This is a genomic window from Vibrio sp. NFR, assembly GCF_027587095.1.
Taxonomy (GTDB): Bacteria; Pseudomonadota; Gammaproteobacteria; order Enterobacterales; family Vibrionaceae; genus Vibrio; species Vibrio harveyi.
Genome location: NZ_JAPPTN010000011.1, coordinates 195,505 through 215,947, shown reverse-complemented (window position 1 = coordinate 215,947; position 20,443 = coordinate 195,505). Strand labels below are relative to the sequence as shown.

Here is a 20,443-nt window from a genome sequence, read left to right as displayed (position 1 = left end):
CATATAATCCTTAATTTTTTATATCAATAGACAGGAGTAAAAACAACGTTACACAGTGTTGCATTGAGGGAACAGTTACTTTTTCTTTTATTTAAATGATAGTTATCTTTATAAGAGATAACTGATTTATTACATAATAGTGTCGTAATTTCCTAAACCGTTGTTATTACCTCGCTAAGATTTATATTGATTTGTGACAAGTAATAGGAAATACCTCTCCCTCTGAGAGCATTACGTGCCATCGTTTTGATGGGATATAATGTGGAAATAACTAGAAGGATAGTTGGTTTAGCAACGTTGTAGTATCGAACACTTTTATTTTATTATTTTTGTCAAGGTATTGGTTGTCTTTATACCTATTTAATTACTAGTTGGTTGCTCCAAAATCCAATGTCAGCAACAAACGAGCTTGATTCGATTGGATACTAGGCGAGCGATGAACCAGCCCTTTGTTTTCATTTCCGATCCAACGCTCACCTTTTAGCAGTGCAACGTCACCAACAGAAAGGTGGCTGATATCTGATTCTGCTCTGTATAAGCCGGATTCTGCATCCGAAAGCCCATGACTACCACGACCGAGCTTTGAGCGATCAAGTACGTCATTAGCAATCCATTGAGTCGCAATGCCTTGGTAGGTAGTGACTAGGCGGCAGGGGACTTGATCAACGTGAAAACGGGGACACATCGCGCTATTGAGTGTCGCTAGGCGCAGTCCTGCGTCTTCTAACTCAAACAAATAGCAAAACATGTCGACTAACTCCACGATATTTCTCAACAATACATCCGGCGCCTGCCCATCGGTTGCGTATTGCAGTACTTCATAAGCATTTTCAGGAGATACATTCAGCGATTTATTGAAGTTAGGGTGGGAGGTGATAAACCGATTCGTGGCATCGGCAAGCGGTTGATCGAATTGTCGCCGCCAGATTGCGATATTGATGTCTTCTTGATAGATGTTCGCTAACACAGTTGGCTCTTCGCCTGAACTGAAACACGGCGCTCGAAGTGTGCATTCAAGAGCCTCAGTTGAAGTGGACTCGATTAAAGTTGAACTCATGACATTACCTCCGATGTTATCTGTGTTCATTTTGATATTTGTGAAATGTTATATCATAACAATGCTGCTCAATAAATCAGTTTAGACAGTTAGCGAGTAGGGAGTAAGGCATTAATTGGAGAAGATAGGAAGGGGATGACTCTTCACTTTGGTGCGCTTAAATACAAAAAAGCCGATGGAGAAACCATCGGCTCAAACTGAGAGTTATTTTTTGAGAACAGCTACGCTTTTTGTTCTTCTAACTGTCCATTGTCGTTGGTGGATTTCAACAATCGGCTGGTAATGGTACCTGCAGTCATTGCACCAGAGACATTAAGTGCAGTTCGCGCCATATCAATTAGTGGCTCGATAGAGATCAGTAGCGCTGCGATTGTCACAGGCAAGCCCATCGCAGGCAGTACAATCAGGGCAGCAAAGGTTGCGCCGCCGCCGACACCGGCAATACCAAATGAGCTAATCGTGATGATGGCAATCAGTGACAGAATAAAGTTGATGTCTAGAGGATCGATACCCATTGTTGGCGCTACCATTACCGCAAGCATTGCTGGGTAGATACCTGCACAGCCGTTCTGACCGATAGTGGCACCGAAAGACGCTGACAAGTTCGCAATTGCTGGTGGTACGTTTAGCTTGGTGATTTGTGCTTCAACGTTAAGTGGAATCGTTGCCGCTGAACTGCGTGACGTGAATGCAAATGTCAGTACTGGCCAAATCTTTTTAAAGTACTCAGCAGGGCTAACGCCGACAAAAGAAACAAGTAGACCATGAACAAGGAACATCAGTGCAATTGCAACGTAAGACGCAACAATAAAGCCAAGCAAATTAAAAATGTCGGCAGCACTTGATGTTGCGACCACTTTCGCCATAAGGGCAGCAATACCATAAGGCGTTAATGCCATGATCATCTTAACCAGGCGCATAACCACGGATTGTGCCGCTTCCACAAAAGTACGAATTGGAGATTCCAACTCTTCTTTTTCTGCCATCACTTTACGTGCAGCGATACCGACTAAAACACCAAAGATAACCACAGCAATGATCGATGTAGAACGAGCCCCGGTAAGATCGGCAAACGGGTTAGTTGGAATAAAGCTTACTAACATCTGAGGAATCGTTAGGTCGCTTACTGATTCTACTCGACTCTCTAATACGGCAATACGAGCCGTTTCACGTGCACCTTCAGTTAATCCAGCGGCAGACAAACCAAATGTAGTCGTAACAAGAATACCGATCATGGCAGCAATGGCTGTTGTTACCAGCAAAACAGAAATCGTTAGACCAGAGATCTTACCCAGCGAACCGCCTTTCTCTAGCTTTACAACGGCGGAAATCATGGAAATCAATACCAAAGGCATAATCACCATTTTAAGCAGACCAACATAACCGCTGCCGACTATGCCGACCCATTCAAGTGTTTGTCCAATGACATCGCTGCCTTCGCCATGAATAAGTTGCAGTCCAAGACCGAAAAGAGAGCCCGTAACCAAGCCAATTAAAACCAAACGCGAGAGTGTGTTTTGTTTTTGTTGTTGGTTAAAAAGGAACATTAATATGGCGATAAACACCGCCAGAGAAGCAACCACTGCGAAATTCATAATCTTACCTTAGTAATCGGCATAAGAAGTGCTGATTAAATTTTATACGGAGCTATATACTGGTTGGGTAAGATACCGAGTGGGATATAACTTTAAAAATGATTAACAGGTATTAGATAGATCTAAAATGAATATAAAAATGCGACTCGACTCTCGTTGATGACTGATTTAGCGTAATATTTAGGCGAAATTTTTCAATCATAGTGCCTAATGAGATCAAGCATATCCTTTCTATGCAAATAAATGACTTTTTCTTCTTGATAGCTGAAAACTTGATAAATCATCGCTTTGGCTACGTCTTGAGCATGAACGGGTACAAAGTTCGCCAATTTACCAAGCATAAGCGGACGAATTACCTTAGAAAGTGTCTGAACAACCTTTTCATCCGTACGAGGATTTTCTCGCTGTCCGACCAGAGGTCCGGGCCTTGCGAACACCACTTCTTCAAAGCCCATCCTCTCGATATTTTTTTCCATATGTCCTTTGCAAGCTAGATAATGGGATGAAGAAGACGCTTTTGCGCCTAGACTCGAAACCACAGCGATGCGTTTTACACCGATCATCTTCATTTGTTGAGCAACTTTACATACCAATTCGACGTCGATTTTTCGCAGAGCATCTTTGCTGCCAGCTTGTTTTAATGTGGTGCCGAGACAAATAAAACCGACGCGTGGAATCGGTTGCTGATCGTCCCAATCGTGGATTGTGAGCGCCGCGTCTAACAATGGGACAATTTTGTTATTTGGATCCTCGATACCAGTGATCGTTCGGCGGGAGAGAGAATATAGCGTTTCGATGCTAGGCTGTGAGACAAGTTTAGCCATGACTTCTTTCCCTACAAGACCTGTACCACCTGCAATAATCACACATGCATTTGAATCGTTGCCCATTGTATCCTTCCTGTTTAAGAACAAGTGCTTAGGCTATTGTAGCGCATTTCTTCCACGAAGCTGCAGTCAGGTAGCTAATGTATGACACTTAATCAATCGAACTCAGTGAACCTAGCATCTCGAGGTTACTTGGGTATAGAAAGCTAAGCGAATAAAATACCCGCAAATAAAAAGACCCGCGGGACGAACGGGTCTTTTTTCCTAGGAGAATGATAAGGGTATGGATTGCCGCGATGGGCGTTGTTTGTTGGGCTTGCCTTTCTTAGCAGGGCGACGACTTTGATTGGCAAACATGGTTTCTCACTCTTTATGTCGGGGACAAGATCTGAATAGCATCACTCGTGCCAACATTGGAATGTTGTGGGTAAATCGGAACTAATCTAACAACCCTATAAGGAACAAAAAATCATTTTAAATCGACGAATGGAAATTAAAATTATTTATTATTCAGTTATATAGACCTGTTTCGATAGGTGGGCTGACTCTCGGTCTTACCTCTTAAAAGAAAGGTTATCTTGTTTACATATGTGGCTTCATTGCTCGACTTTGTTTTTCTTCTATCGCTAAATGAGCAGGTTGAAATAACATTTTTATCAATATGACTGTCGAATTGACAAAAAGCGCTGTCAAAAAGAGAAAATCAGATGAAATTGCACGGGAGAGGGGTACACTTGTTCTCTCAATTTGTCGGGAGTCTCATTTCTCTCGCGGTTTTCTAAGACCAAGGACGTCGTATGAACATAGATCTCAGTACGCTTGCGCCAACGCAGGTGTACCATTTGATGACTCAAACTGTCATTCCTCGCCCAATCGCTTGGGTGCTCACAGACTCAGGTGAGCAAAACTTCAACTTAGCGCCATTTTCCTACTTTACTGCGGTCTCTAGCCGTCCACCTTTATTGATGATTTCTGTGGGAAAAAAGCCCAATGGGGACATAAAGGACACCACGCGAAATGCATTAGAAACCGGTAAGTTGGTTATCCATATTGCACCCAGCGATCTCGCGGATAAAGTCACTTTATCCTCTGCCACATTAGAACATGGGGAATCTGAACTGGAGACGACTCAACTTGAGACGGTTGATTTCCAAGGTTTCGAATTACCACGCTTAGAGGGCGCGCCAATTGCATTCGGCTGTAAGTTGCATGAAGTGATAGAGATGGGGGAGACACCGCAAAGTTTAATCTTTGCAGAGATTGAACACATTTATGTCGATGAGCGGGTCATATCCATGGAGGGTGACCGTTTAAAAGTTGATGCCTTAGCTGTAGACCCATTAGCTCGGTTGGGTGGTAATGAATACGCCACGTTAGAAAAAACTTTTTCTGTCGCTCGTCCAAAATAAAGAATAAGGAATCATCATCATGGATCGCTCTTTTGCCTCAGAAATTCAAGCGCGCATTGATAACAAAACCAAACCATTAGGCGCTCTTGGTTTGCTCGAAAAAGTGGCGCTAGAACTGGCGTTAATTCAAAGCCAAGATAAGCTTCAATCGGTTGAAACAATAGAAATTCGCAAACCAACCATGTTGGTATTCGCTGGTGATCATGGTATCGCAGAAGAAGGGGTGAGCGTTGCGCCAAGTGCTGTGACTCAACAAATGGTGGCGAATTTTCTCGCTGGTGGCGCTGCTATTAACTGTTTCTGCGATCTCAACCAAATTGACTTTAAGGTCATTGATTGTGGCATGTTGTCACCGATCGATACCTTAGTTCCTAACTTTAAACATCACCCCAACTTGATTGAGAAACGTCTGGGAAATGGCACGGCAAACTTCGCTAAACAAACGGCGATGTCACTAGAACAAGTCGCGTTAGGTTTGGAATATGGTGCAAAGGTCGCGCAGCAGGCGATTCTTAATGGCTCGAACTTATTGATGTTTGGTGAAATGGGGATTGGCAATACCAGTTCGGCATCGGCATTGTTAACTGCGCTTAGTCCATTGGAAGTCGACCATTGCGTTGGCTATGGCACGGGCATTACTCAAGAGCAGCTAAACCGTAAGATCAAGCTAGTCGCACAAGGTGTGAATCGCTGTCGTGACCTTGATACCAAAGGCGCACTGGCTCAAGTCGGTGGGTTTGAAATTGTGCAAATGATTGGCGCATTCTTAGAAGCAAAACGCCACAAAACGCCAGTCTTGGTTGATGGATTTATCGTATCTGTAGCTGCTTATGTCGCGACTCTATTAGATGAAGAGACGCGAGATTACATGTTGTTTGCTCATAACTCAGAAGAGAATGGGCACAAGTTTGTGCTGGAATGCCTACAAGCGGAGCCTCTCTTGGACCTTGGTTTGCGTCTAGGTGAAGGAACCGGAGCAGCGCTTGCTTTGCCACTGGTAAAAGCGGCGGCTCAGTTTTACAACAACATGGCGAGCTTTGAGTGTGCGGGAGTGACGGTTTAGTGTCTGCTTCTGATAATACACTCCATTCAGAGACTCGTTCTTTGCGCTATCAGAGTGAGCTTTTCTTGCTCGCAGTCAGCTTTTTTAGTCGTATACCAGTGCCCGCAGATTTACCTTACAGTGAAACGCGCATGAACCAAGCAGGGCGATACTTTGCTTTGGTCGGTGTGTTGCTAGGACTACTGTGCGCAGCTGTATTTTCACTGGCAAGTTTGTTGTTCCCAAACTCAGTTGCCATCGTGTTGACCATGGCATTTAGCCTTCTGCTTACCGGCGCGTTCCATGAGGACGGTTTAACGGATATGGCGGATGGCATTGGCGGTGGTATGACGTTAGAGCGCCGCTTAACCATCATGAAAGACAGCCGCATCGGGACGTACGGAGCGGCAACGCTAATGATGGCGCTGTTAGCGAAGTTTGTATTTTGGAGCGAGTTAGCCAATGAGCCTCAGTTTTGGCTGATGATCGTCGTGGCGTACACCGTGAGCCGAGCACTTGCTGCCACTCTCATATACGACATGCCTTACGTTAGTGACGCAGATACCTCGAAAAGTAAACCGTTAGCGAACAAACAATCGAGCTTAGAAGTCGCGATACTGCTCTTAACTGGTGGGGTTGTAGCGTTGTTACTGGGTGTGACTCAGGCAGTGGTTATCCTATTGGTACTGACACTGTTTCGTGTGGGCTTTAAACGCTGGCTGACCAAACGTATCGGCGGATTTACTGGCGATTGCCTTGGTGCCGCGCAGCAGCTTGCAGAGTTGCTTGTTTATCTCACTCTTATCGCATTTAGTCATTCATTATGAAGCAACTTATTCTAGGTGGTGCGCGCTCAGGAAAATCGAGCTTAGCAGAGAGCAGGGCGCAACAATGGGCACAAAATAAAAACGGAACGCTTCACTATGTTGCGACGGCATTGCCTTTTGATGAAGAAATGAAGCAACGCATTGCTCATCATAAACTGCAGCGAGGGGCTGGGTGGATTGAGTATGAATGTCCGCTTAACTTGCCTGAGCTAATTTGTGAGTTTTCGTCTCAAGATGTCGTGCTAGTTGACTGCCTTACGCTTTGGCTCAACAACTGGATCTTTGAACTCGGTGATGACTGCTGTAATGAGCGGTTAGAGGAGCAAATTGAGTTGTTGGTGAATGCGGCAGCACAATCTGACGCGACGCTAATTTTTGTCTCTAACGAGGTCGGGATGGGTATTGTGCCGCTCGGCGCCGTTAGTCGTTACTTTGTTGATAATGCGGGACGGATGAATCAAAAACTGGCGACCGTATGTGAGCAAGTCACGTTTGTTGCTGCGGGCTTGCCACTTGAGCTCAAACCACAGGAAGGGAAGAGATGAAAACGCTGAATATCTATTTACTGCGACACGGGAAAGTGAACGCAGCCCCAGGTTTACACGGACAAGCCGATTTAAAAGTCGATGAAGCAGAGCAACGCAAAATTGCTCAAGCCTGGCAACAAACGGGTCGAGAAGTAGAAGGGATCATCAGCTCTCCCTTGTCACGTTGTCACGATCTTGCTGAGATACTCGCTGAGCAGCAACTTTTGCCTTTAAGTGTGGAACCTCAACTTAAAGAATTGGATTTTGGTGATTTCGACGGCATCCCATTTGACATGCTTTCTGAGCACTGGAATAAGCTCGATGCATTTTGGAAAGCACCGGCACAACACACCTTACCGAATGCTGAGAGCTTGGATGATTTCTCTCATCGTGTAACTTGTGCTTGGTCTCAAATCATTAATGATATCAATGACAACTTGCTAATTGTCACGCATGGTGGCGTAATTAGAATGATTCTTGCCCATGTATTGGGTGTAGATTGGCGCAATCCGCGATGGTATTCGACATTAGCGATAGGAAATGCGTCAGTAACACATATAACAATTACCATCGATGATCAGATTTACGCCTCAGTTCGTTCGATAGGCGTACCACTATTTGAAAATTAGTCACGGAAGTAGCCAACGCTTGGATCTCTACCGAGTTTAAGAGAGAAAAGGGCTGGCTCGATTACATCAAAAGGAACCATAAATGACCGCTCCTAGCTGGGATTTATCCATCGTTTATAACGATCTCGCTGACCCACGAATTCAAGATGACATTGCCCTTGTAGAGCAATGCATTGACCTACTCAATAAACAGTCTGCTGATTGTAACTCTGTTGAAGTGATGCAAAACGCAATCTTAACCAGCGAGGCGGCAAGCCGTTTGGCTGGCACTATTGCGAACTTCGCAAACTGTTACGCGTCAGTGGATGCGACAAATGCAGAAGCGAAAGCACTGCTGGGTCGTATGACGCGTATTTTCTCTGAGCTTTCTCAAGCTTACAGTGCGTTTGAGCTTAAATTGACTCACGCTGATGAAGAGTTCATTACTCGCGTTTTGGATCATGAAAATCCAGACATCAGTGGTCAGGCGTTTTCAATCCTAAACTCTCGCAAACTGGCTGACACACGCTTAAGCACCGAAGAAGAAAAGCTATTAGCAGCAATGAGCGTGGATGGAAAATCTGCGTGGGGTAAGTTATACAACAACCTCACGGGCTCTTTGAAAGTGAAGCTTGACTGCGCTGATGGTGAAAGTGAAGAGCTTGGCTTCTCGCAAGCAGCAAGCATTCTTTACGGCTCTGAATTTGATCGCCAAGAAGCTGCATGGCGTGGTGTTCAGAAGGCGATGTCGACACACCAAGAGTCTTTTGCCTCTATCCTTAACGCGCTTTCAGGTTGGCGTTTAACAGAGAACAAAAAGCGTTCTACCAAACGTGATGTTCATTTCCTTGATCCAAGCTTACATGGCAGCCGAATCAAAGCCGAAACGTTGGATGCCATGATGAAAGTCGCTAAAGACAGCCGTGAGATTGGTCAAAAAGCCGGTTTGCTAATGGCGAAGGTCCATGGTTTGGATGAGATGAAACCATGGAATCATCTTGCTGCGATGCCTGCTTTGAGTGGCAAAGCGAAAGTTTATCCATTTGATGAAGCAATCGATGTCATTTGTGAAGCGTTCGAAACCGTGAACCCAGATATGTCCGAGTTTGTCCGCATGATGGTACAAAACGGCTGGATCGATGCCGCGCCTAATGCCAACAAACGCCTTGGCGCATACTGTACTAAGCTGCCAGCGACGCGTACGCCGCTTGTGTTTATGACGTGGAGTGGTAGCCGCTCAGACCTGATGACGCTTGCTCATGAGCTTGGTCATGCCTTCCACAACTGGGTGATTCGTGACTTGCCGCTTTGCCAAACGTACTACCCGATGACGTTGGCAGAAACCGCTTCAATTTTCGCTGAAAACATCGTTCGTGATCATCTGATTTCAAAAGCAGAAAGTGTGGATGATAAGCTCGAAATGCTGTGGGAAGAGCTTTCTTCGGCGTTGGCGCTAATGATCAATATTCCAGTTCGTTACGAATTCGAAAAAGCTTTCTACGAGCGTCGCCAAGAGGGCGAACTGACAGCGGATGATTTCTGTGAGTTGATGTCAGAAACGTGGAAAGATTGGTATGGCGATGTGATGAGCGAGGCTGACCCTTATTTCTGGGCGAGCAAACTGCACTTCTCAATCTCTGGGGTGAGCTTCTACAACTACCCATATCTGTTCGGCTTCTTGTTCAGTAAAGGTATCTACGCTCAACGTGAAGCTAAAGGGGAGCGTTTCTACGACGATTACGTAGATCTATTACGTGACACTGGCAACATGATGGCTGAAGAAGTTGTAGACAAGCATCTTTCAATGGATCTGACGCAACCGGAATTCTGGCAGCAGAGTGTAGAGCTAGTTCGTGACAAAGTAGACGAATTTGAACGTTTACTCGCACAACGTGGTGAATAAACGCTAAAAGTTGATCAAATCATAATGATCTTCTTTAGGGCTGTGGTAAAGTTCACAGCCCTAACACTTTGTAATTGTTTAAAAAATAAACGCCTCAATGCTTGATTTGAGTGCATGGCGCGAAAAGGTATGGGATTTTAAATAAATTTGGCGGCTTCTACTCATAAGTGGGATCGCAACAACAAAAATCCTTTGTACAATTTATTAACATACCCGCCGTGCTATTAAGGAGTAACGCATGACGAAGTCTCTCTTTCGCCAATCGTTTTTAACTGACACGTTAGATGTTCATATTGATGTCGCGCCAGCGGAGCAGGTGCTGTCTAATGGTGTAAAACTTAAACTCTATCAGCGTGGTGTGCTAGAAGTGATTCCTGATGAATACACTCAGGAAACAAAGAACGTCATCATCTCTTGTGGTGTCCACGGGGATGAAACCGCACCGATGGAGCTGGTGGATTCAATTATCAAAGACATCGAATCTGGCTTCCAGAAAGTCGAGGCTCGATGCTTATTCATTATCGCTCACCCAGAATCGACTCTGGCGCACACGCGATTTTTAGAAGAAAACCTTAACCGACTGTTTGATGAGAAAGAGCACGAGCCGACCAAAGAGCTTGCGATTGCTGATACCCTCAAATTGTTAGTGAGAGATTTCTATCAAGATACGGCAGCGGAAACACGCTGGCACTTAGATTTGCACTGTGCGATCCGTGATTCAAAGCACTACACCTTTGCGGTGAGTCCGAAAACGCGTCATCCTGTTCGAAGCAAAGCCTTGATTGATTTTCTCGATAGTGCACATATTGAAGCAGTGCTACTGTCTAACTCGCCAACCAGCACATTCAGCTGGTTCAGTGCAGAGAACTACGGCGCGCAAGCTTTGACGATGGAACTTGGTCGTGTGGCTCGCATTGGTGAAAACGACTTAGACAAACTGACAGCATTCGATTTGTCACTGCGTAACCTAATTGCAGAGGCGAAAGCGGAGCACTTGTCTAAACCATGTATCAAGTACCGTGTTAGTCGTACGATTGTGCGCTTGCACGAAGATTTCGATTTCATGTTTGATGACAACGTCGAGAACTTCACCTCATTCGTTCACGGCGAAGTGTTTGGTCACGATGGTGACAAACCGTTGATGGCGAAGAACGATAACGAAGCTGTTGTTTTCCCAAACCGCCACGTCGCGATTGGTCAACGCGCAGCATTAATGGTGTGTGAAGTGAAAACGCGCTACGAAGATGGCGAGTTAGTCTACGATTAATGCCATATCGCTTTAATTTCGGCGAATAAAGCGTAAGAACACATTTGCAATTTACCGAGGCTTAACTGTAAGGTTAAGCCTCGTTTGTATTTATCGGCTACTATGGATTTTCAACAACTTATCCTGAACAAGGAACGACGCTGGCAACGCAATCTTTTGATCATGTCAGTGATTCTCGTGCTGCTCTCTGCTATCCATTTGATGGTCGGAGAGGTATTCCTTTCTCCTTTTCAGTCTCTCTCGGCATTTGAGCAAAAGCTCTTGTTGGATTTACGCCTGCCACGCTTGGTTTCTGCCGCCATTATCGGGGCTGCATTGGCGGTCTCTGGTGCTACCTTACAAGTTCTGCTTGGCAACGTATTAGCCGAACCCGGCGTTCTCGGGATCTCCGGTGGCGCGAGTTTGGCAATGGTGCTAGCCATGTTTGCCTTGCCGGTTTTACCTTCTCCGATGATCTTTATGTTGGCTGCCATTGCCGGTTCGATGCTGTTTACCGTCATATTGGTTGGTATCGCAAGGGCAATGCATCTCACTACTGCAAGGCTGCTGCTCGTCGGCGTTGCACTGGGTATTTTGTCGAGCGCCATTGTGACGTGGGCATTCTACTTTAGCGATGACTTAAGCCTACGTCAGTTAATGTACTGGCTAATGGGCAGCATTGGTGGTGCAAGTTGGTATCAGCACACCGTCACTTTGGTCATGCTACCTGTGCTGATTTGGCTCTGCTGCAAGGGCAAACCGCTTGATAAGTTGATGCTAGGGGAAATCCATGCCACTCAACTGGGTATTGATGTTCATCAGATGCGCTGGAAACTCATTTTGGCAATCTCCGTACTTGTTGGTGGTTCCGTTGCGTTGGGTGGGATCATTAGCTTTGTGGGCTTGGTCGTACCGCATTTGCTTCGATTAGCGTTTGGTACAGAAAACCGTTACCTGTTGCCTCTGTCGGCAATATCTGGCGCAGCCTTATTGGTTTTTGCGGATATCGGCGCGCGTTTGCTGCTCGATTCTGCAGAGCTGCCGCTTGGAGTGATGACCACTTCTATCGGCGCACCTATCTTCATTTGGATGCTGGTGAAAAGTCATGATGCACGTTAAGCACATCGCAGTGGGAAGTCGACTGCTACCGCTCTCCTTTGAATGTAAGCCGGGTGAGGTTGTCCATGTCGTGGGTCCAAACGGCTCAGGAAAGAGTACATTACTTGGCGCGATATCTGGCACTTTAACTCAGCGTGAAGGCGTGAGTGGGGAAGTACTTGTCGATAATAACGACCTGCTCACAATGCCACTTTCAGAACAAGCGCATATCCGTGGGTATTTGTGTCAGCAATCAAGACCTGCATTCAATGTTGATGTCTTTCAATACTTAGCACTTTCATTGCCAACTGGTGCCAATATCAGCGACGCGAAAGTACGAGATGCCGTTAATATTGTTATTGAGCTAGTACAACTGCAAGACAAGCTTCATCGAAGTATTCAGACATTATCCGGCGGTGAATGGCAGCGTGTCCGTTTAGCCGGAGTGTGTTTGCAAGTGTGGCGCACAATTAACCCTTACTCTCAGCTATTGATTTTGGATGAACCCGCAGCGCCGCTGGATATTGCCCAAGAAGGACTGCTATATCAGCTCATTAATGCCGTCGCTGCGCAGGGGATTGGGGTGTTGGTCGCAAACCACGACCTAAACCGAACGCTTAAACACGCTGATAAAGTCTTGCTGCTCAATAACGGCGTATTGCATTCTTTAGGTCATGCAGATGAAGTACTCACGGAAGAGGGCTTGGCAGAAGTTTTCCAAACTCAAGTTCGTAAAGTCGTATTGGAAGATAGACCCTATTTGATTTTTGATTAACTTGAATTCGCAGCTAAAAACCGCCGTGTTGACATCAAACAGAGCACGCTAAAAAGTGTCAATCTGGTTGTAAGACTGTGATGTTCAATGCCAATACTAAGCTGCAATTAGCCGTTTTCTCTAACACTCTTTTCGTGCAAGTGATTATTTTAGCAGTTGCAGTGATATTTCGAGCGATTCCATTTTTATACGCTTCTAAGCCATTTCTTATTTGAAGGCTGATCTCAATTGCCTATAAAGTTGATAGTGAAACATAAAGATGAGAGACATCAAAACAAAGGTACTTTCAAACCATATTCATTTAATGGTCATGTGAACTATAACTCAATGGACGAACCCAATTTAGAATCAGCCCGTTTAACGGAAAAGACTGAAGACCTACGAAAACGAAACCAAATACCTTTTAAATTTGATGGTGAACCAGTTGGGGAGCTGGCAGGTCGCTTCGAACACTGGCTCCCAGGCAAGAAATTTGAGGTCATGGCTGCGGTCAACAACTTCGCTATGTCATTGAATGCTCGGGGGAAGGTCATCGCAGACATGACAGAGCTGGTTTGTGTGACTGATAATTTACCACTAGCAAACTTTGACTATTGGGAGAGGCTTATTCGCTCACGGTTTTCAAAAGTGGTATCAGACACGAAACACGCTTCACAAATGTGCACTTGGTTGGATTTAATTAGTGCTGATGGACGCAAACGAGAGAATACGCTCAGAACGTTGTGTGGTGGTGCGCCTAATGCATTTTTTCTTTGTATGGCGCTACGCAGACTTAATGATTGGGCACCTCAAGTTCGCCAAGCCGCCAAAGAGCAATTAGCGAAGATAGCAAAGCACAGTGATCCTCAAGACGTTGCAAATGCGACAAGCGTAGTCCTTGTTCATTGGAACTCTTGGGGACGAATCGATGAGACGGAAAAGCAAGTATTGCTGAATATAATAAGCAGACCCCAGGTAGCAAACGCTATTGTCGCCAAATTGATGAACTCTTGTTGCGGTCCCATGCCCTCGTTATTTTCTCAGTTAAGTCGGACCAACATTTTAGATACGCATCTAACTAACATCGCGAAGAGTGCTATTCAACCTTGTATAAGAGCCAAGGCTTTTCGTGCTCTTTTCGAAAAACGGCTTACATGGACTCATGGTCGAGAGTGGGTTTGGACAGATATTCGTTACTGTGAAGGGCAGTTCAAGCCCATCGTCTACGAACGGCAGATTAGTGTCTCCCTTTCATCTGCCGAGTTATTAAACCGCTCAGCACACGACGCTTCTCCTATTGTTCGCAGAGTTGCAGCTGAGTTCCTTATTCGAGAGTTAGAGTCTCTTGGTAGTAAGGCAAAGAGATACGCACAGGGATTTTCAGCAGATAAATCAAACTCTGTCTCCGAGCGAGGTAGGTTTGCACTGAAGATGTTAAGCAAGACATAAAAGTGCAGCTCTTAGAAAACAAGTTATACGAAAAACTAGATGGTAATAATGTAAGGGGGTGCATATTAATGTCAGCTTAGCCACAGTGATTAAAAGTAGGTTATTACTCTTTGCTTTTCTTCTTTATCCGACGGTATCACCAGCTAAAAGCTCAGAGATACATCTTTTACTTAACTGGATGATAGATAACCATCAAACGATCGAAACCACGCTTAAAGATAGTAACCCATCTACATTAGTACCAACCATCTTCACTTTAACTGAAATCTGGAAACGTCGTGATGGAGCGCTTTCTGGGGAGGTGTCCCCATTAATTCTGAAGGCATTAATTGCGGACCCTTACACCACCTTATTGTTACTTTCGAAACAGCCTCAATCATTCGACAATTGGCTTGATGAGTTGGAAGGAATGGCATTTACCGCCTATGACACTAACGACAAAGCGGGACTTGAAACGTTAAGAGTCGATGTAATGCATTCGCTCAGGTCGATTTCTGAAGCTAACGAAGGAAAGTTAACTTTGATGGCATCCCAACTTATCAATAGATTAAGTCACATTGAAATACGGGATATTCACTAAATCATGTAGGACACAGCTCTTGTTGCGCCTTTACGAATATACAAGGAGGAAGAGTGATAAGACTCATTGCTTTACTAAGTTTAGGGTTGGCATTTTCAGTGCAAGCGGAGAGAGGGCTCTCACCCAAAGTCGAACAACCGTTGCTTCAATTTGCACAAGCAAATTGTTTATATCAGTATTTTTCATACAAAAATTATGATTTAAAGGATATAAGAAGCATCTCGGCAGGTATTGTACAGATGAGCCATATTCCCGCAGATAAATTCGTTGAAGTTAATGAATTAGTTCGTAACTATGAGCCCCAGATTCAGTATAAGAAAGAGACGTCGCCTCTACTTGTGAAGTGTTTTACTTTAGAAAGCGACCCTGCTTTTTTGAAAAAACTGAGCCGCGTTTCGGAGCGTAATTAAGATAAGAGACCTTTTCTTATTTTAGAGTTTTGGTTAAAACGGAAGAAAAGCTGGATCAAGATAAACAGGTAAGCACAATAACGAAACCTAAAAGAGGTTTATGCGAGCTTTGAAATGGCATAGAACAAAAAGAAAATTTACTTGCGTTGACTTGGAGAAAGGAATGAAAAAATACGTGATTGTGGCTCTAACGAGTTTGTCATCTATGGCATTTGCTCAAGAAGAAGCGATAGATTGTAATAACGCGGTCAGTACCCTAGAGATTAATCAGTGTGCAGCCATTGAGTTAGAGGCTGCTCAAAAGCAACTAAATAAGTATTTGGAAACGAGTTTCGAACATAATTCTTATGATCCTGAGCTGATTAAAGCGATTCAAGTTGCACAAAAAGATTGGCAAGCGTATGTGACGTCGCATTGTGATTCGGTATATACGCAGTGGCGTGAAGGGACAATTCGTGGCGTGATGGCTATTTCCTGCGAAACTCACTTAACTCAACAAAGAACTCACGAAATTTGGCAAAACTTCTTAACCTACATGGATAGTACGCCACCTGTTTTACCCGAACCAAATGTTGAGTAGTGTTACTTAAATGCGGATAGATTCATTTTTTAAAACGCGTCAACGTACTTAACCTCAACACGGCTTCTATCACGCTAAACGGTATAGCGGATGAGAGATGCTGTTTAACCCACTCAGGCAGTAAATGGGAAGTGTTTTATGCCAGAGAGGGCAAATGTGATTCAGAACCTGATCGTAGGGCATTTTGCGGGTAAATTTAGCTGTAAGTTTCTTCTCTTGTTGGAGAGCTAGCACTTCTTTTGAGGACCGATAGTATGTTCCAAAGTCTCCTTCTAACTGAGATCCTTAAATCTGAGCTGAAAAACAACAATTTAATTGTTGAAACAACGAGTTGGCCGCCAAAATGCAATAAGCTCATTGTATTGCAATATCGGTTTTCCAAATCATATACTTTGGTCAATTATCGAGAATTGGAAGATGGCCATTATTGGTTCGCAGAGTACATTGATGGTGACGAATGTTTGGCATGTCGCTTTGATGTTCTTTAGCATCATTCTTTTGAATCATGTATTTCAAGCTTATGGGATTTAATAGAGAAGGAGTTCATTTGACGATTCCTACCTTGTACATTTTTTCTGGTCTTCCTGCGTCTGGTAAGTCGACGTTAGCAAAGCTATTAGCCGCAAGAGTTGGCGCGATGTATGTACGCGTCGACACTATAGAGCAAGGCCTACGTGATTTGTGTCATTTCAAGGTTGAAGGTGAGGGTTATCGGCTAAGTTACCGGATCATCCGAGATAACCTTGAACTTGGGTTGAGTTGTATCGCTGACTCTTGTAACCCCATAGAGCTTACACGGCATGAATGGCAGCAAGTGGCAACAAGCATGTCCGCTCACTTTGTTAACATAGAGATAAGTTGCTCGGATGAGAATGAGCATAAACAACGTGTTGATTCTCGTAAGAATGAAGTTGAGAACCTGCAGCTACCGAATTGGCAACAAGTAAAAGCTCGTCACTACGAGGCTTGGAAGACGGAAGTCGTCAAGATTGATACGGCAGCAGACAGTATCGAAACGTCGTTTGCCAAATTGGTCGAAAAGCTTGGTATTTGAATTTAGCATTCCTTTTATGATGGAGATTCGCCATGCACAAGCGAGATAATGGTCTCGATGCCCAGGGCTTTATCCGCAATGACTGTTCACCAGAAAATATTCAAATAGAGTTCCAACCAGTTGTTGAGGTCGTTGTTGGTGAGTTGATAACGCAACTTCCAAAACAAATAGATGGTATCTACTTGTACGGCAGCGTTCCCAGAGGCACAGCAATGCTGGGGCACTCAGATCTCGATGTTTCCGTAATACTGACCGCACCGGTGAGTCAAAATGAACTGGGCATATTCAACAAACTGTCTTCAAGCATCCCCAAAGCTTATCCGCAAATAAGCAAACTTGATATTGACCCAGGTGAGCGTCATCGTGTTCTAGACCCAAAAGAAAAATACCATTGGCAATTTTGGCTCAAACACTGTTGCTGCTGCATTTGGGGAAATGATTTATCAAAAGAGCTTGTGTCACATAAACCCAGCTTTGAAATCGCTGAAGCTCTCAATAGTGACCTCGCGGTTTTTTTGGAGCAAATGAGTGGTCGTTTTGCGCAAATGAGTGACAAAGCGGTAGCAAAAGTGATTGGTAAGAAGTTGATAAGAGCTGCCTACTATTTTGTCGCTGAGAAGGACGGCAGTTGGTATATCAACTTGCCTGAATGTGTCGAAGTAGCGAGAAAATACTACCCAAATCAACATCAAGATATTGATCTTGCTTACCAATGTGCAATAGGCAACATAGCGTCCAAAATAGATGCCATCGCACTTTATCAGCGGTTAAGTCAACACATCAATGCTAGGGCTTTACAAAGTTGATTGTTTATCAAGAACGCTCAGAATAAAAAGCGCCCACAATATCGAGTATTGTGGGCGCTGAATTTTATCTGTAGTGCCTAATCGGCGACTTACTGTGTAAGTGGCTTAAGGTCTGCAGGGCGGTAGTAAACCGATTTTAGAACCTTACCTTTACGTACCGTTTTGCCTTCAGATACAAAATCTTCTGCGCATTTCGCAATGATGTATTCGCCTTTTTGAACCGCCATCAGCTTGATGCCTTGTTCAGCGTAGAACGCTTCTGTTTCTTCATATTCTTGCTCGTTACGGCACACTTTGCTCATGTTGCTTGAGTGCACTTCGTCCCAGCAAGGGATAAAGTCGATACCACGGTTCACCGCTACGTTAAGCAGTAGATCGATCAGGTAGCTGATCGCTAGGTTATCTTCAACTTTGCTGTCACCAAGGTGTACTAGACGACCCATTAGAACGTAAACGCTGTCAATGATTGCGTCTGCTTGCTCGGTTTTGCAATCCGCTTCCGCTAGTTCAGTAAGCTCTTCGATCGCAAGAGAAGTGTGTAGTGTATCTGCTTGTGCGTCTAGGCTTGCAACATCCGCCACTGGTAGGTCGAAAGTGCTACGGAACTCGGTGATGTCACGGTATAGGTGATCAAAAATCTCTTGGGTTAGCTTTGACAGTTGCATTCTAATGTCCATTGAATCGATTGAAGTCGCAATCATATCAAACCGAACTTTAATCCCCAAGCGATCCCATTCTAACTGGTTAGAATTCTGTCTCTTGGGGAGTGAGTCTTAGCGAAATAGGTAAGGGAAGAGCTTCTTACGTTCTTCGTCTGAAAGCGCTGAGACACGTGCGATATTGGTATCTGGAATGGACTCTGGATCAGGGTAGTGTTTAAGTACCTTTTCCATGCTCTCTTCACGGATCAAATGAAACACTGGGTATGGAGAGCGATTCGTCAGGTTTTCATCATCTTCTGGTTCTGCACCGCCAAAACAGTAATCAGGATGGAAGGTGGCAACTTGGAAAATACCTTCCCAATCTTGCTGTTTGATCAAGCCTTCAACCCAATCAATGAAGAAGTTGTAATCCCAGAAATCTTGCAGCATGTTTGGAACCACAACCAAGGTTGTCTCCAGTTTTTCTGGCTCGGTATTACTGAGTTCGATCAGTTGCAGCAAAATGTCTTCAAGTAGAGCTTCTTCTTGCGAGGCTTCACTAACGAAGATTTTGATTTGTTTATTGCGCTGTGGCTTAGCGGCGAACGGGCAGAGATTTAACCCGATCACGACATCATTGAGCCATTGATCGACTTGCTCTGTGATCGCATTGATATCGGTGTTTGGTGATTCTTGTGTTGAGCGCGTTGGCATACGACTTTCTTGCTTTTATGAATGTGGCGCAAGCATAGCAGACCAACGCCACAACATAAAATCAATAGGGCTTAACGCCTTGCTAAGCAGTTATATCTGCATTATCGCCAGCGTCAATTCGCTCTGTAATGTGTTTTAAGAATGCGATAGCAGCGAACATGGCAATGTACAGTGCACTGCCGCCAATTAGTACACTCGACCAACCGCCGTTTTGCCAGCAATAGAGCAATAGGAATCCACCTAAACTGCCGCCAATATAGTAATGCACGAGATACAATGCGGTCGCCGTCGCTTTTGCTTGTGTTGCGTTTTGTCCAACCCAACCGTAGGCTAGCGTGTGAGTGAAGAACGCACCGAAGCTGATCAATAACAAACCTGCCAACATTGCAGGTATGCTTTCAATTACTGCGATCCACATGCCAGCCATACTGACGATAGAGCCTAAAAACATGCCAAGTATCGGTGAAAAGCGTTTACTCCAATGTCCGGCACAACGGGAAGAAAACGTACCACCCAAATAGCAAACAAAGATGAGAGAAGCTAACCCGACAGGCACATTATGTGGTGCACTAACCAAGCGGAATCCCATTACCGAATAAAGATTAACGAACAAGGCAAAGTTCAAACCGCCAATTAGCATAGCGAACCACACACGTTGATTTTTGAAGTGTCCGATAATAGCTCGATTGTGATGCCTTAAACTGCTCGAAGAAGGGGTGAAGTTTTTCTGTTTTGGCAGCAAGTAATGCACGCTGACCACACCGATAAGGGTGAATAGCATCATGACTTCGATGGCGACGTCGATGCTGAAGTTGTCTGCCAACAAACCTCCGCTGATACGCCCTGCGATCCCTCCCAATGAATTGGCTGCGATATAAGTACCGATCGCCATTGAAAATGCGTGTTTATCTAGCTCTTCCGCCATATAAGCAACGGCAACAGCTGCAAACGCGGCAAGCGCAACACCGATCAAAGCGCGACAAACCACTAAGAACAAAAACGAATCGCCAAGCAGCATTAATGCGGAGATCGCAGGGATCGAAAACAGACCAAACATCATTACAGGTTTGCGCCCAATCGACTCAGAGAGCACAGCCATTGGGACCAAGCTAAAGGAGAGAGCCAGTGTGGTGGCGGCGAATAGCCAGTTGACCTGCGTTTCCGAGATCTGAAAGTGCGCCGCAAAGCTTGGCAGCATCGGCTGAAGGAGATAAAGGTTCGAGAAAACCAAAAATGAGCCGAGCGCCAGAGATAGCGTAATGCGTTTGTATTCCGGAGTACCGAAACTGACCATGAGTCCTGCCTAATGCGAGCGA

General features: G+C 44.8%; 21 protein-coding genes. 15 read left to right on the top strand and 6 right to left on the bottom strand.

Annotated elements, in window-relative coordinates:
* Nucleotides 1–367: 367 nt before the first annotated feature.
* The 3 genes from OH463_RS20005 to OH463_RS19995 form a co-directional block, all read right to left on the bottom strand.
* Nucleotides 368–1,057 carry a DUF1826 domain-containing protein gene (locus OH463_RS20005; RefSeq protein ID WP_269992323.1) on the bottom strand — a complete coding sequence of 230 codons (690 nt, stop codon included), beginning with the start codon at nucleotides 1,055–1,057 and terminating at the stop codon, nucleotides 368–370.
* A gap of 221 nt (nucleotides 1,058–1,278) precedes the next feature.
* Complete coding sequence (locus OH463_RS20000) at nucleotides 1,279–2,652, bottom strand: L-cystine transporter (protein WP_053050855.1); 1,374 nt, start codon at nucleotides 2,650–2,652, stop codon at nucleotides 1,279–1,281.
* 194 nt (nucleotides 2,653–2,846) lie between these two features.
* Nucleotides 2,847–3,542, bottom strand: coding sequence for an NAD(P)H-binding protein (locus OH463_RS19995; protein WP_017818004.1), 696 nt, complete (start codon nucleotides 3,540–3,542; stop codon nucleotides 2,847–2,849).
* Nucleotides 3,543–4,276: 734 nt separating this feature from the next.
* On the opposite strand from OH463_RS19995, the gene OH463_RS19990 reads away from it, so the two are divergent.
* The 15 genes from OH463_RS19990 to OH463_RS19920 all read left to right on the top strand — a co-directional run bounded on the left by OH463_RS19990 (nucleotide 4,277) and on the right by OH463_RS19920 (nucleotide 17,772).
* Nucleotides 4,277–4,888 carry a flavin reductase family protein gene (locus tag OH463_RS19990; protein ID WP_017190319.1) on the top strand — a complete coding sequence of 204 codons (612 nt, stop codon included), beginning with the start codon at nucleotides 4,277–4,279 and terminating at the stop codon, nucleotides 4,886–4,888.
* A gap of 19 nt (nucleotides 4,889–4,907) precedes the next feature.
* Nucleotides 4,908–5,951, top strand: a complete 1,044-nt coding sequence (cobT, locus tag OH463_RS19985) for a nicotinate-nucleotide--dimethylbenzimidazole phosphoribosyltransferase (protein WP_269992318.1) — start codon at nucleotides 4,908–4,910, stop codon at nucleotides 5,949–5,951.
* On the top strand, nucleotides 5,951–6,757 hold the full coding sequence (locus OH463_RS19980) for an adenosylcobinamide-GDP ribazoletransferase (RefSeq protein ID WP_050907540.1): 807 nt from the start codon (nucleotides 5,951–5,953) through the stop codon (nucleotides 6,755–6,757). Before cobT ends, OH463_RS19980 begins: the two co-directional genes overlap by 1 nt.
* Complete coding sequence (cobU, locus tag OH463_RS19975; RefSeq protein ID WP_269992315.1) at nucleotides 6,754–7,302, top strand: bifunctional adenosylcobinamide kinase/adenosylcobinamide-phosphate guanylyltransferase; 549 nt, start codon at nucleotides 6,754–6,756, stop codon at nucleotides 7,300–7,302. Before OH463_RS19980 ends, cobU begins: the two co-directional genes overlap by 4 nt.
* Nucleotides 7,299–7,913 (top strand): alpha-ribazole phosphatase, encoded by a 615-nt coding sequence (cobC, locus tag OH463_RS19970; protein ID WP_009697374.1) that lies wholly within the window; start codon nucleotides 7,299–7,301, stop codon nucleotides 7,911–7,913. Before cobU ends, cobC begins: the two co-directional genes overlap by 4 nt.
* 82 nt (nucleotides 7,914–7,995) lie before the next feature.
* Entirely contained in the window at nucleotides 7,996–9,795 is a 1,800-nt protein-coding gene (locus tag OH463_RS19965; protein WP_269992312.1) for a M3 family oligoendopeptidase, read from the top strand.
* Nucleotides 9,796–10,033: 238 nt separating this feature from the next.
* Nucleotides 10,034–11,062, top strand: a complete 1,029-nt coding sequence (locus tag OH463_RS19960) for a succinylglutamate desuccinylase (protein WP_005439838.1) — start codon at nucleotides 10,034–10,036, stop codon at nucleotides 11,060–11,062.
* Between the two features lie 102 nt (nucleotides 11,063–11,164).
* Nucleotides 11,165–12,160: a vitamin B12 ABC transporter permease BtuC gene (gene btuC / locus OH463_RS19955; RefSeq protein WP_059678540.1), complete on the top strand. Its 996-nt coding sequence runs from the start codon at nucleotides 11,165–11,167 to the stop codon at nucleotides 12,158–12,160.
* Nucleotides 12,147–12,914, top strand: coding sequence for a vitamin B12 ABC transporter ATP-binding protein BtuD (btuD, locus tag OH463_RS19950; RefSeq protein WP_080654225.1), 768 nt, complete (start codon nucleotides 12,147–12,149; stop codon nucleotides 12,912–12,914). Before btuC ends, btuD begins: the two co-directional genes overlap by 14 nt.
* Nucleotides 12,915–13,160: 246 nt before the next feature.
* Entirely contained in the window at nucleotides 13,161–14,342 is a 1,182-nt protein-coding gene (locus OH463_RS19945) for a hypothetical protein (RefSeq protein ID WP_269992306.1), read from the top strand.
* Nucleotides 14,343–14,400: 58 nt separating this feature from the next.
* A complete protein-coding gene (locus OH463_RS19940; protein WP_053052273.1) occupies nucleotides 14,401–14,922 on the top strand; it encodes a hypothetical protein in 522 nt (173 codons plus the stop codon).
* Nucleotides 14,923–14,975: 53 nt separating this feature from the next.
* Nucleotides 14,976–15,332 (top strand): hypothetical protein, encoded by a 357-nt coding sequence (locus OH463_RS19935; RefSeq protein ID WP_050926492.1) that lies wholly within the window; start codon nucleotides 14,976–14,978, stop codon nucleotides 15,330–15,332.
* Nucleotides 15,333–15,495: 163 nt separating this feature from the next.
* Entirely contained in the window at nucleotides 15,496–15,912 is a 417-nt protein-coding gene (locus tag OH463_RS19930; RefSeq protein ID WP_047517001.1) for a lysozyme inhibitor LprI family protein, read from the top strand.
* 547 nt (nucleotides 15,913–16,459) lie between these two features.
* Nucleotides 16,460–16,966: an AAA family ATPase gene (locus OH463_RS19925; protein ID WP_009697382.1), complete on the top strand. Its 507-nt coding sequence runs from the start codon at nucleotides 16,460–16,462 to the stop codon at nucleotides 16,964–16,966.
* Nucleotides 16,967–16,998: 32 nt separating this feature from the next.
* A complete protein-coding gene (locus OH463_RS19920) occupies nucleotides 16,999–17,772 on the top strand; it encodes a nucleotidyltransferase domain-containing protein (RefSeq protein ID WP_050925136.1) in 774 nt (257 codons plus the stop codon).
* An 89-nt stretch (nucleotides 17,773–17,861) separates the two neighbouring features.
* Here the strand turns inward: OH463_RS19920 and OH463_RS19915 are convergent, their stop codons facing one another.
* From OH463_RS19915 to OH463_RS19905, 3 genes are all read right to left on the bottom strand, one after another.
* Nucleotides 17,862–18,437 carry a nucleoside triphosphate pyrophosphohydrolase family protein gene (locus tag OH463_RS19915; RefSeq protein WP_269992300.1) on the bottom strand — a complete coding sequence of 192 codons (576 nt, stop codon included), beginning with the start codon at nucleotides 18,435–18,437 and terminating at the stop codon, nucleotides 17,862–17,864.
* 108 nt (nucleotides 18,438–18,545) lie between these two features.
* Nucleotides 18,546–19,127, bottom strand: a complete 582-nt coding sequence (locus OH463_RS19910) for a DUF1415 domain-containing protein (RefSeq protein WP_269992298.1) — start codon at nucleotides 19,125–19,127, stop codon at nucleotides 18,546–18,548.
* 82 nt (nucleotides 19,128–19,209) lie between these two features.
* Nucleotides 19,210–20,421 (bottom strand): MFS transporter, encoded by a 1,212-nt coding sequence (locus OH463_RS19905; protein ID WP_269992296.1) that lies wholly within the window; start codon nucleotides 20,419–20,421, stop codon nucleotides 19,210–19,212.
* Nucleotides 20,422–20,443 lie beyond the last annotated feature (22 nt).

What these genes read in the sequence shown, in the direction of transcription:
- OH463_RS20005 (WP_269992323.1), bottom strand. Translation starts at nt 1,057, where the DNA reads ATGAGTTCAACTTTAATCGAGTCCACTTCAACTGAGGCTCTTGAATGC.
- OH463_RS20000 (WP_053050855.1), bottom strand. Translation starts at nt 2,652, where the DNA reads ATGAATTTCGCAGTGGTTGCTTCTCTGGCGGTGTTTATCGCCATATTA.
- OH463_RS19995 (WP_017818004.1), bottom strand. Translation starts at nt 3,542, where the DNA reads ATGGGCAACGATTCAAATGCATGTGTGATTATTGCAGGTGGTACAGGT.
- OH463_RS19990 (WP_017190319.1), top strand. Translation starts at nt 4,277, where the DNA reads ATGAACATAGATCTCAGTACGCTTGCGCCAACGCAGGTGTACCATTTG.
- cobT (WP_269992318.1), top strand. Translation starts at nt 4,908, where the DNA reads ATGGATCGCTCTTTTGCCTCAGAAATTCAAGCGCGCATTGATAACAAA.
- cobU (WP_269992315.1), top strand. Translation starts at nt 6,754, where the DNA reads ATGAAGCAACTTATTCTAGGTGGTGCGCGCTCAGGAAAATCGAGCTTA.
- cobC (WP_009697374.1), top strand. Translation starts at nt 7,299, where the DNA reads ATGAAAACGCTGAATATCTATTTACTGCGACACGGGAAAGTGAACGCA.
- OH463_RS19965 (WP_269992312.1), top strand. Translation starts at nt 7,996, where the DNA reads ATGACCGCTCCTAGCTGGGATTTATCCATCGTTTATAACGATCTCGCT.
- OH463_RS19960 (WP_005439838.1), top strand. Translation starts at nt 10,034, where the DNA reads ATGACGAAGTCTCTCTTTCGCCAATCGTTTTTAACTGACACGTTAGAT.
- btuC (WP_059678540.1), top strand. Translation starts at nt 11,165, where the DNA reads ATGGATTTTCAACAACTTATCCTGAACAAGGAACGACGCTGGCAACGC.
- btuD (WP_080654225.1), top strand. Translation starts at nt 12,147, where the DNA reads ATGATGCACGTTAAGCACATCGCAGTGGGAAGTCGACTGCTACCGCTC.
- OH463_RS19930 (WP_047517001.1), top strand. Translation starts at nt 15,496, where the DNA reads ATGAAAAAATACGTGATTGTGGCTCTAACGAGTTTGTCATCTATGGCA.
- OH463_RS19920 (WP_050925136.1), top strand. Translation starts at nt 16,999, where the DNA reads ATGCACAAGCGAGATAATGGTCTCGATGCCCAGGGCTTTATCCGCAAT.
- OH463_RS19915 (WP_269992300.1), bottom strand. Translation starts at nt 18,437, where the DNA reads ATGCAACTGTCAAAGCTAACCCAAGAGATTTTTGATCACCTATACCGT.
- OH463_RS19910 (WP_269992298.1), bottom strand. Translation starts at nt 19,127, where the DNA reads ATGCCAACGCGCTCAACACAAGAATCACCAAACACCGATATCAATGCG.
- OH463_RS19905 (WP_269992296.1), bottom strand. Translation starts at nt 20,421, where the DNA reads ATGGTCAGTTTCGGTACTCCGGAATACAAACGCATTACGCTATCTCTG.